This is a genomic window from Nocardiopsis sp. B62 (assembly GCF_018070675.1).
Taxonomy (GTDB): Bacteria; Actinomycetota; Actinomycetes; order Streptosporangiales; family Streptosporangiaceae; genus Nocardiopsis; species Nocardiopsis prasina.
Genome location: NZ_JAGPXK010000005.1, coordinates 289,244 through 300,299, shown reverse-complemented (window position 1 = coordinate 300,299; position 11,056 = coordinate 289,244). Strand labels below are relative to the sequence as shown.

The window sequence follows — 11,056 nt, the reverse complement described above, 5'->3', positions numbered from 1 at the left end:
GTGCGCCCAGGTAGGCCGCGAAGCCCTCGGCGAGGGCGTCGAAGTCGGCCTGGTCGTCCGCGCCGCCGAGGTTCTCGACGTTGTAGGTGGCCACGCTGATCTCGTGCCGCGCGGTGTCGCGGACCGGACCTGCGGGTCGTGGTCGCTGACCTGGTCGTGGAACTCGGAGTTGATCCGGGCGACCTCGTAGTCCACCCGTCCGGCCAGGGCGCCGTTGACCAGGATGTGGTCGAGCGCCTGCGAGTTGCCGTCGAAGACGTAGTTGTAGCCCTCGTCCTCGTCCAGCAGGTCCACCATGGGGTTGGTGAGCGCGCCGTCGCCGGTGAGGATGTCCAGGGTCGTCGAGAACTGGAAGTCGTTCAGGTCGCCCATCACCACCAGGTTGGCGTCCGGGTCGGCGGCGAGGAGGTCGTCGGCGAACTCTCGCACCAGGGTGGCCTGCTTGTGGCGCTGGGTCTCGGTCACCCGGCTCGGCGGCTGGTTGACGCCGTGCAGGGACTCGTCGCCGCCCTTGGCGTTGAAGTGGTTGGTGACCACGTACACGTCGCGGTTGAGCGCGCGGAAGTGGCCGACCAGCGGCTTGCGGCTGGAGTTCCACGCCTCGTCCCGGGGCGCGATCCGGCCCGGGGAGACGGACAGCTCGACGCCGCGTTCCCCCTCCACGACCTCGACCGGGGTGGTGGCGTCGCCGCCCTCGGCGTCCACGAACTGGACCCGCGTGGGGTTGAAGAGGAAGGCGTTGCGGATGTTCCCGCCGGGGACCCCGCCGTCCTTCTTGTCCTCGGGGCTGATCTCACGCCACTCGTAGGTGGGTCCGCCCGCCGCGGCGATGGCGTCGACGAGGCGGTCCAGCGTGACGTCGGCGGCCACGACGCCGTCGTCGGTCTCGCTGCTGTTGTCCTGGATCTCCTCCAGTCCGACGATGTCCGGTGCGCCCAGGTAGGCCGCGAAGCCCTCGGCGAGGGCGTCGAAGTCGGCCTGGTCGTCCGCGCCGCCGAGGTTCTCGACGTTGTAGGTGGCCACGCTGATCTCGTGCCGCGCGGTGTCGCGGACCGGGACGCGCTCCAGGTCACCGGGGACGTGCTCGCCCAGGGTGGTGGCGCGGACCAGGTAGCCGCCGAACCGGCTGTAGTAGACGGGGCCCTCGGTGACGCCCGCCAGGGTGTCGCCGACGTTCGCCTCCGGGAAGGGGCGCACGTCGCGGTCGAGCAGCGACTCGATCTTCACGCGACCGCTGTTGGGGTCATCGTAGGAGCCGTAGTGCACGCCGCCGTTGCGGGTGCGGTTCTCGTCCGGGCGGGTGGTCACCCACAGGGCATCGTAGCCGTCGGTGGCAGCGATGACGGGGGCGTCCTCCACGCGGACGGTCATGTGTTCGTGGGCGGCCCAGAAGTCCAGGGCGTACTTGTCGGGCTCGAGTTCGAGCTCGGTGACGTCGCCGCCGTGGTCCGGGGCGTGGTCCTGGGGGATGGCGTCGGCGTCGAGCAGCACCGCCTCGGGGAGGTCGTTGCCCCGGGAGAGGGTGGTCCACCGGGCCTTCTCCAGCTGGGTGATGGTCTGCGCGCCCGCCTGGGGACGGTACTCGCTGACCTGTCCGGCCGCCAGGACCTCGTCGCCGACCGCCACGTCGGGTGTGGTGGAGCCGGTGAAGACGAACAGCGCCTCGCTGGTGCGCGGGTCGCCGTCTCCCTCGGTGTCCTGGAACCAGAACCCGCGGCCGCTGCCGAAGGCGTTGACCGCGGTGACCACACCGGGCAGTCCGGTCACCTGGTCGCCCGCGTACGGGGAGGTCCGGGTGGTGCCCTGGACGTCGTGGATGCGCAGCTCGCCGGGTTCGACGGGTTCCTCGGGTTCACCGCCGCCGGGACCCTCGACGGTCTCGCCCGCGCCGTTGGTGGGGGTCGGCTCGCCCACGGTGAAGTCGGCGGAGTTGTTCCCGGAGTGGGTGAGGGCCCCGTCGCGGGACACCGAGGTGGTGTTGCCGGTGCCGCGCGCGGGCGACCCCGCGTGGACCACGGCGTCGCCGTAGCCGACGACGTCGACGATCGACCCGTCCTCGGCGCAGGTCGCGGCGGTGCGGCACTCGACGGGGGCGGTGCCCTCCACCAGGAGCACGGCCCCGGCGGAGGCCGACATGTTGGTGTTGCCGGTGTCGTCGGGGGTGGGGAGGTCGGTGGTGCCGCCGGTTCCGGCCGCCTGGCGGACCAGGTGGTGTTCGCCGGTGGCGACGCTGCCGCTGAGCGGCGTCACCTGGACCCGGGTGTTCGGGCCGGGGCGCGCGGGCAGGTACTGCACGCTCCACCCGGTGAGGTCGACGTCGGCCGCGGTGGGGTTGCCCAGCTCGACGAAGTCGTGGCGCAGTTGCGCCCCGCTGTTGCCGCCACCGCCGTAGACCTCGCTGATCACGGGGGTGTCGGCCGAGGCGAGGGCGGGCAGCGGGGCGAGGAGGCTCGCGCCCAGTGCCGCGGCGGCCAGTGCGGCGGCGGAGGCGAGGATTCTCCGACTGGCAGGGAACGTGGTTCTGGAGGGGGTTGGGGACACGCCTGCTCCGGTCTCTGGGGGGAATCGGGGGGATCCGTGGGGCCACATCATCGCGGTCACGGATGTCCGCTTGAAGGAGTGCACATGAAATGAAGGCGTCCCGGTGTCCGATTGTTGTGATCACACGACAAGCACCGGCCCGGACCCCGGTGTGATCCTCCAAGGTCCGGGCCGCCGTCGTCCACTGGTCCGGTCCGGCTACAGCCGTGGGTCGACCGGCTCGGTCTCCAGTGCGAGCACCGCGAAGACCGGTTCGTGCACCCGCCACAGCGGCTCACCGGCGGCCTGGCGGGTCAGGGCCTCCAGTCCGAGCTTGTGCTCGCGCATGGCCAGTCCGTTCTTGCGGCCGAGCTTGCGGTCCTTGAGCACCGCGATCCGCTCCGGGTCGGTGTAGTCGGCCCCGTAGATGATCCGCAGGTACTCGGGGCCGCGCACCTTCAGTCCCGGCAGGGCCAGCCCCTTGCGGCCCCTGGCCCGGGCTCCGAGCAGCGGCTTGACCACCATGCCCTCTCCGCCCTGGTCGACCATCTCGCGCCACCAGTCGGCCGCCGCCGAGCAGGAGGCCGGATCGGTGGTGTCCACCACCCGGTAGCGGGTGGCCTGGACCATCCCGCCGGTCCCGGCGAGCTGCTCGGCCACGCCCATGTGCCAGAGGTGGTCGGCCTCGGTGTACTCCCTGCCCTCGGTGGCCAGGAGCGCGAACGGGGCGAAGCGGAGTCCGTCCGCGCCCTCGGTGTCCCAGGTGTAGCGGCGGTAGACCTGGCTGAACGCCTCGGTCTGTTCGGTGCGCCGGGCGATGGTCGCGGCGAGCCCGCCGACGTCCACGCCCCGGTCCGCCGCTGCCGCCAGCGCGGCGGAGGCCGCGGGCAGGGAGGCCCGGGCGGCCGCCCCCACGGAGGCGTACTGCTCCCGGATGAGGGCGTGCGCCTTGGCGGACCAGGGCAGCATCTCGCCGTCCAGGGCCAGCCAGTCGGTGCCGAGCCGGTCCCAGAGCCCGGCGTCGGTCACCGCCCGCCGCAGTCGGTCGACCACCTCCGCCTGGACCTCGGGGTCGCGGAAGAAGGGGCGACCGGTGCGCGTGTACACGGTGCCCGGTTCGCCCGGGACGAAGCGGCGCGCGGCGGCGGCCTCGTCACGGCACAGGACGGCCACCGCCCGCGATCCCATGTGCTTCTCCTGGCAGACCACCTCGCCCACCCCGGAGCCCCGGTAGGCGGCGAAGGCCTCGTCGGGGTGTTCCAGCAGGCCGGGGTCGGCGGCGGTCGGCGCCGGGGCCATGGTCGGCGGCAGGTACAGCAGCCACCGGGGGTCCACGGAGAACCGGCTCATCACCTCCAGGGCGGCCACGGCGCTCTCGGAGTCGGCGCGCACGATCCCGTACCCGGTCTCGACCATGAGTCCGGCGTGGTGGTCGGCCACCCCGACGTCGTTGATGTCGATGACCTGACCGGTGCCGCGCTCCTCGGGCCGGGGCTGGGTCTCCACCAGGGGGCGGACCGGTTCGTACCAGGTGCGCTCGGCGTCCACGTCCACGATCTCCCGTTCGGGGTAGCGCAGCGCGGTGAGCCTGCCGCCGAACACGCAGCCGGTGTCCAGACAGATAGTGCGGTTGATCCACTCGGCCCTGTGCGTGGGGACGTGCCCGTAGACCACTGTGGCCCGGCCCCGGTAGTCGCGGGCCCAGGGCAGGCGGACGGGGAGGCCGAACTCGTCGGTCTCACCGGTGGTCTCGCCGTACAGCGCGAAGGAGCGAACCCGTCCCGAGGCGCGGTTGTGGTACTCCTCCTTGAGACCGGCGTGCGCCACCACGAGGTCGCCGCCGTCCAGCACCAGGTGGCTGACCAGGCCGTCGCAGAACTCCAGGACCTCCTTGCGGAACTCCTCGCTCTCGCGGCCCAGCTGCTCGACGGTCTCGGCCAGGCCGTGGGTGAGCCTGCCCTTGCCGGTGCTCAGATACCGGACCAGCTTGTTCTCGTGGTTCCCGGACACGCAGAGGGCGTCGCCGTCGGCGACCATGCCCATGACCAGGCGCAGGACCCCGGGGCTGTCGGGGCCCCGGTCCACGAGGTCTCCGACGAACACCGCCGTGCGGCCCTCGGGGTGCCGGGCGCCGACCGGTCGGCCCAGGCCGTCGCGGCGCAGTTCGTAGCCGAGTTCCCCCAGCAGGCTCTCCAGTTCGGAACGGCAGCCGTGGACGTCCCCGACGATGTCGAAGGGGCCGGTGAGTTCAGTCCGCTCCGGCCAGGGGCGCTCCAGCTCGACGCGGACGGAGTCGATCTCCTCCTGCCCCTGGAGGACGTACGTCCTCCGGATGCCCTCGCGGGACATCCGCTTGAGCCCCTCCTTGAGGTCGCGGCGCTGACGGCGGATCACGTGGTCGCCGAAGTCGCGGTCGGGGCGGAGGCGGTTGCGCTTGCGGGCCACCGCCTCGGGCACGTCGAGGACGATCGCCGTGGTGAGGACGTCGTTGTCCTTCGCGATACGGACGAGCTGGTCGCGCGCCTTGCGCTGGACGTTGGTGGCGTCCACCACGGTCAGCAGCCCGCGCCGCAGCCGGATGTCCACGACGGTGCCGAGGAGGGCGAAGGCGTCGGCGGTGGCGCTCTGGTCGTTCTCGTCGTCGCTGACCACGCCCCGGCAGAAGTCGGAGCCGATCACCTGGGTCGGCTGGAAGTGCCGGGCGGCGAAGGTGGACTTGCCCGATCCGGAGACCCCGACCAGCAGGACGAGCCCCATCCGGGGCACGCCGAGCACTCGGGGCTCGCGGGCGGCCTCGTCGTTCGACTCGTTCACTTGGTGAAGACTCCCATCTGGGTCGGTGCGCCGGTCTCGGGGTGTTCGGGGCCGACCGGCAGGTGGCGGACGGTGTAGCCGTGTTCGTCGGCGACCCAGTCGGCCCAGGCGGCGAACTCGGCGCGGGTCCACTCGAAGCGGTGGTCGGCGTGCCGGAACTCCCCCTCGGCCAGCCCCTCGTAGTGGCGGTTGTACTCGACGTTCGGTGTGGTCACCACGACGACCCTGGGGGCGGCGTCGCCGAAGACGACCTGCTCCATGGCGGGGAGCCGGGAGGGGTCGAGGTGCTCGACGACCTCCATGAGCACTGCCGCGTCGTGGCCCTGGAAGCGGCGGTCCCGGTAGACCACGGAACCCAGCAGGAGCTCAGGGCGGGGCCGGGGCAACGCACCCTCGCTGCGGGTGGCGGGCTCGGCGAAGGGCCGGTGGCGACCGCCACCGTCCGGGTGGCAGCCCTTGCAGAGCCTGCGGTGGGCGACTTCCAGACTGCCCAGGTGCACGTCCACCCCGGTGACGCGTTCCAGGGAGCGGTCGCGGACCAGTCGCTCCAGCAGCCTGCCGCCGCCGCAGCCGAGGTCGATGACGCTGGTGACCCGTTCGGCTCCCAGCACCGCCGTGATCGCGCCCGCGCGCTGGTCGGCCAGCGAGGGCTCGCGTTCCTCGACGGCGGGGTCGCTCGGCACCACGGCGGCGGTTCCGGCGGCCTCACCACCGTTCCCGTCGCCGTTCTCGTCGCCGGGCCGTGAGGCGCCGTCCTCGGCCTCGGTCAGGCGTGCCAGGGCGGTGCGTACGTACTTCTCGCGGCGGACGAGGTAGCGGCGGGTGATCCAGGCGCGTTCGGGGTGCCCGGCCAGCCAGCCCGCGCCGTCCTCGTCGACCACACCGTCGACGGGTGCGCCGCCCGCGCGCAGGAGCTTGTCGATCTCGGTGGAGTCCACCCAGTAGTGCTTGTGGCCGCCCTCCATCGCGGGCAACAGCACGTACAGGTGGCTGAGCGCCTCGGACAGCCGCAGCGTGCCGGTCAGGGTGAGCGACAGGTAGTGCGAGTCGCCCCAGCCGGGCAGGTCGGGGTCGAGCGGGACCGGGGCGGCCTCCACCGTCCAGCCGAGGGGTTCGAAGAGAGTGCGCGCCCTCTCGGGGCCGGGGTGGCAGGGCACCGCTGGCAGGTGCAGTACCAGGGGGATGGGGGTGCGGGCCAGTTGCGGGCGGCGATCGCTCGCCCCCCGGATGGCGGACCGCAGCACCTTGCCGAGCGCCACCGTGAACAGCGAGGAGGAGGCGTAGGGGCGGTCGTTGACGTACTGGGCGAGGGCGAAGTCCGGGGAGCTCACCGACGTTCGCGAGCGCAGCAGCGCCTGCGGGTCCACTTCCAGCAGCAGCGCCGCCGTGCAGCGTTCGTCGGTGGCCTCGGGGTAGAAGACGTGCGCCGTCCCGAAGGACTGCTCGAAGCTCTGCGCCTTGTCAGGGTGCTTGTGCAGCAGGTGTCCGAGGTCCGTCGCCGGCTGGGCGGTGGTGGTGATCGTCAGTAGCACCCGAGCATTGTTTCCGACCGGGTCACCGCCGACCAGTGCTTTTTTCGGTGCGTTCCGAAGCGAGCTGGGCGCGGGTCAGGCGTGGGCGGGATCGCGCCGTCCGTGGGAGCGGGTGACCAGCAGCGCCGAGAGGGCGATCGCGACGCTGAGGGCGATCGCGGTCATGAGGTACCAGGGCACCCACGGGCTGGTGGCGGTGGCGAAGTCCGGGAACCGCTCCCACAGCCAGAGGTCCAGGAAGGTGCCCGCGCTGGAGGAGGCCATGCTCAGAACGATGTAGAGGGGCAGGGAGTACAGGACGACGGCGAGCGGGCGGGGCACGCGCGTCAGCCGCAGCAGGAGCAGGGCCAGGGCCGGAGCGGCGAGCGCGGCCACGATCGCGGCGGCCATCCCTGCGCCGATGTTGGCGCCGACCACCTCGTCGGACTGGACCGTGACGAGAAGGACATTGAGCAGCCAGCCGAGGGTCTCAGCCAGGAGTGCGGCGCCGACGCCCACGGCGAGGCCGATGAGGGCGGCGCGCGCCGGGGCGATCTTTTCGGGGGTCGTGTTCGTCATAAGGCGAGTCTGCGCCGCGCCCGCCGGAACCACATGAGTACTCCTACTCAGGCCCGCCGGTCCCGGTCGGCCCCTGCACGTCCGGCGCGTGGCGCGGGTCCACCCCGAGCTCGGACATGGCCAGGGCCACCTCGGCGCGCGCGGCCCCGAAGAAGGCCCACGGCACGTCGCAGACGTACCGGCCGACCATGCCCAGGTGCCAGCGGGCCAGGTCCGGCTCCCCCGCCCGGTGGAAGGCCCAGCCGAACAGGTGGTGGGCCTGTACGTCGCGCACGTGCGGGACGGCCGCGGAGGCCCACCCCTGGGCGAGCTCGAACAGCTCGCGGACGGCGTCGCCGTGCAGGCGTCCCATCGCCATGGAGGTGATGTAGGCGCTGTTGCCCTCCCGCACGAGCCGCCGCTGTTCGCCGCGCAGGAACTCGGCGTGGGCCAGGGCGAGCACGGACGGCAGCGGGCTGCCCTCGGGCGCGGTGTCGGCCACCGCCCCTGCGGCGGCGAACATCTCCTCCGCCGATCCCCCGCGGGTGGGGGCCAGGGAACGTACCCGTGTCACGTGCGCCGGGTACAGGTGCGGCGCCCTGGAGACCACCTCGGACCAGGCCTGCTCCCGTTCCTCGTGCTCTCCCAGCCCCATCGCCACGGTCTGGAGCGCGGACCAGGGGGCGGCGTCGTCGGGGTTGAGCCGGGCCGACTCCGCGAGGGGAATCCGCGCCTCGTGCAGGGCCGCCTCGAAGGCCTTGCGGTCGGCCTGGGCGGTGTCGGCTCCCCCGGAGGGCATGGCCACGGCGCGGGCGATCAGGGCGTGGCCGAGCCAGAGCATCGCGTCGGCGGGGTCGGCGCCCTCCTGGACCAGCTCCGCGATCTCGTCGGGGCGGTCCACGGCGGCCCTTCCCAGCGCCTCGGCCTGGTAGGCGCGGACCTCGGGGTCCTCCCTGGTCTCCACGAGCAGGGTCGCGCCCACCTCCGCGTCGCCCTCCCGCACCGCCTCGCAGGCGGAGCGCAGCAGGGGGTCCGTTCCGTAGGAGGCCGAAACCAGTACCGCCTCCAGGTCGGTGCCCTGGAGGCCCCGCCCCGGTTTCCATCCGAATCGCCACATGTCAGCGAGGTTAGGACATGCGGCGTCAACGCCAGCACAGCGCGGGTTCCCGCGTCCACCAAACGCACCGGTGGAACACGCCGGGGCGCGGTGGCAGTCGCCACCGCGCCCCGTACCGGGACCCGCGCGCGGGTTCCGGGTGTGACCGCTAGGCCTTCGTGGACTCCGAGGCCTCCGTGGTCTCCCGGGCCTGCGCGTCCTTCGACGCCTCCTCGGGCTCCTCGGTCCCCACCGTCTGCCCGGCCTTCGGCTGCTCCTCGCCGAGCGGGGCGACCAGGCCCTTCGCCTTGTCACGGCGGTGGTTGATCACCTGGAGCGCGATGAGCACGATGCCCGCGACCGTACCGGCGATGATGAACCAGTCCTCGGACACCTGCACGGACAGCAGCGACTCGGTCCAGCCGCTCCACTCGGGGGCGATCAGGACCAGGGCGGCGGAGAGCCCCAGCGCGATGCGCTCGCCGAGCAGGGTGCGGCGCAGGAAGAAGCCCTCGATCGCCATGGCACCGGCGGCCAGGGCCACCGATCCTGTGGCGATCGCCAGCACCAGGTCGATAACGGGCCCGTCCACCTCCATGAGCGCCGAGTAGGCCATCAGGAGGGGGATCAGGTACAGGCCCTTGGCGAACTTCCATGAGGACACGCCCGAGCGCATCGGACTGGAGTTGGCGATACCCGCCGCAGCGAAGGCCGCGAAGGCCACCGGCGGGGTGACGTTGGAGTCCTGGCTGAGCCAGTACACGATCATGTGCGCGACGATCAGCGCCAGACCGAGCTGCTCCAGCGCCGGACCGGCCAGGATCACCAGCACCACGTAGGAGGCGGTCACCGGCAGGCCGATGCCCAGGATCAGGGAGGCCAGGGCCACCATCACCAGGGTCATGAACAGGTTGCCCGCGAAGGCGTTGACCAGCACGTCCGAGAAGACCAGGCCCAGGCCGGTGAGCCCGACCATGCCGACGATGATGCCCGCCACGGCGCACGCCACGGAGACCGGCAGGGTGCTGCGGGCCGCCATCACAAACACCTCGAGGAAGTCCTTGAGGCTGAGACGGCTGCTCGCGCGCAGCATGGCCACCACGAGCAGGGCGCCGCAGGCGGCCAGACCGGCCTGCGTCGGCGGCACGTAGTTGAGCAGCAGGACGATCAGCAGGATCAGCGGGGCCATGAAGTGCCAGCCCGCGCGCATCACGATGGCGAAGGTGGGGATCTCGTCCCCCTCCATCGGCCGGATGTTGTTCTTGCGGGCGAGGATGTCCACGAACAGGAACATCAGCGCGAAGTACATGATCGCGGGGATGATCGCGACCTTGACGATGTCGGCGTAGGGGATGCCCAGCCGCTCCGCCATGAGGAACGCGCCCGCGCCCATGATGGGCGGCAGGACCTGGCCACCGGTGGAGGCGGCTGCCTCGACCCCGGCCGCGTCGTGCTTCTTGTAGCCGACCTTCTTCATCAGCGGGATGGTGAAGGGGCCCGTGGTGACCACGTTGGCGATGGCGCTGCCGGAGACCGAACCCATCAGGGCACTGCCGAGCACGGCGCCCTTGGCCGGACCGCCGACCATGCGGCCGGTGAGGACGTAGGCCAGGCCCACGAAGAAGTTGCCGCCGCCGGTCTTGGACAGCAGCGCGCCGAACAGGATGAAGACGAACACGAACGTGACGACGACCCCGAGTGTGAGCCCGTAGATGCCGTCGTTGCCCAGGTAGGCGTGGGTGGAGATGCGCTGGATCGTCACGCCCGAGTGGCCGAAGTCGCCGGGGATCAGAGGGCCGATCCAGGCGTAGTAGATGAACGCGGCCACCAGCAGCACCATGATGAGGCCGACCGAGCGCCGGGTCGCCTCCAGCAGGACCACGATGGCGACCACGCCCATGATCCAGTCCAGGTCCGTGTAGGCGCCCGCCCGTCGGGCCAGCTCCGCCTGGTAGACGATCGGGTAGAAGCTGACCACCACGGTCGCGACGACCATGACGAGGTCGAGCACCGCCCCCGCCACGAGGGCGACCGGGTTCCCCTCCACCGTGGACTTCTTGAACGGCGGCATGATGACGAACACCATCAGCATGACCAGCATCAGGTGCATGAGCCGCTGCTGACGCGCGTCCAGACCGGAGCGCAGGGCGATCCAGAGCTGGAAGGCGGTCAGGGCGATTCCCAGGAGGAGGATGATCCCGCCCATGGCCAGCCCGAACCGGCCCTCGCCCCAGCGCTCGGCGGCGATCCCTCGCCAGAACGGCGGGGCGTCGTCGTTGAGCCCGTCGACGTCCGGCAGGGCCTCGGCGGAGGTACCGGCGGTGCGGCCTCCCTTGCCGGAGGCCGCCTCGGCCGACTCGTCGGCGGTGGCGGTGGCGGTGTCGTCGCGGCCGTCCCGCTCCGTTTCCTCCGGAGTCGGGGGCGCTTCACCCCGCGCCTGCGGTTTCTCAGCCATGTTCTTCCTCGGGTTCAACAGATGGACCGCGCGGTGCGTGAGAACACGGTGACCACGCGGCGGAGGGTGCTTCAGGCGGGGGGACGACCTGACTTCGGGGGA

6 protein-coding genes are annotated in these 11,056 nt (G+C 71.9%); all 6 read right to left on the bottom strand.

What is annotated here, in order from left to right; translation table 11 throughout:
- A partial coding sequence (locus KBX21_RS08735; protein WP_307869178.1) for an endonuclease/exonuclease/phosphatase family protein occupies nt 1–2,541 on the bottom strand: 2,541 nt, incomplete at its 3' end.
- 198 nt (nt 2,542–2,739) lie between these two features.
- On the bottom strand, nt 2,740–5,334 hold the full coding sequence (locus tag KBX21_RS08730) for a polynucleotide kinase-phosphatase (RefSeq protein ID WP_210841583.1): 2,595 nt from the start codon (nt 5,332–5,334) through the stop codon (nt 2,740–2,742).
- Entirely contained in the window at nt 5,331–6,866 is a 1,536-nt protein-coding gene (locus KBX21_RS08725) for a 3' terminal RNA ribose 2'-O-methyltransferase Hen1 (protein ID WP_210841582.1), read from the bottom strand. The genes KBX21_RS08730 and KBX21_RS08725 overlap by 4 nt, the downstream gene beginning before the upstream one ends.
- Nucleotides 6,867–6,941: 75 nt before the next feature.
- Nucleotides 6,942–7,424 (bottom strand): hypothetical protein, encoded by a 483-nt coding sequence (locus KBX21_RS08720; protein ID WP_210841581.1) that lies wholly within the window; start codon nt 7,422–7,424, stop codon nt 6,942–6,944.
- 43 nt (nt 7,425–7,467) lie between these two features.
- Nucleotides 7,468–8,520 (bottom strand): hypothetical protein, encoded by a 1,053-nt coding sequence (locus tag KBX21_RS08715; protein ID WP_210841580.1) that lies wholly within the window; start codon nt 8,518–8,520, stop codon nt 7,468–7,470.
- A gap of 148 nt (nt 8,521–8,668) precedes the next feature.
- Nucleotides 8,669–10,954 carry a TRAP transporter fused permease subunit gene (locus tag KBX21_RS08710; protein ID WP_210841579.1) on the bottom strand — a complete coding sequence of 762 codons (2,286 nt, stop codon included), beginning with the start codon at nt 10,952–10,954 and terminating at the stop codon, nt 8,669–8,671.
- Between the last annotated feature and the right edge of the window lie 102 nt (nt 10,955–11,056).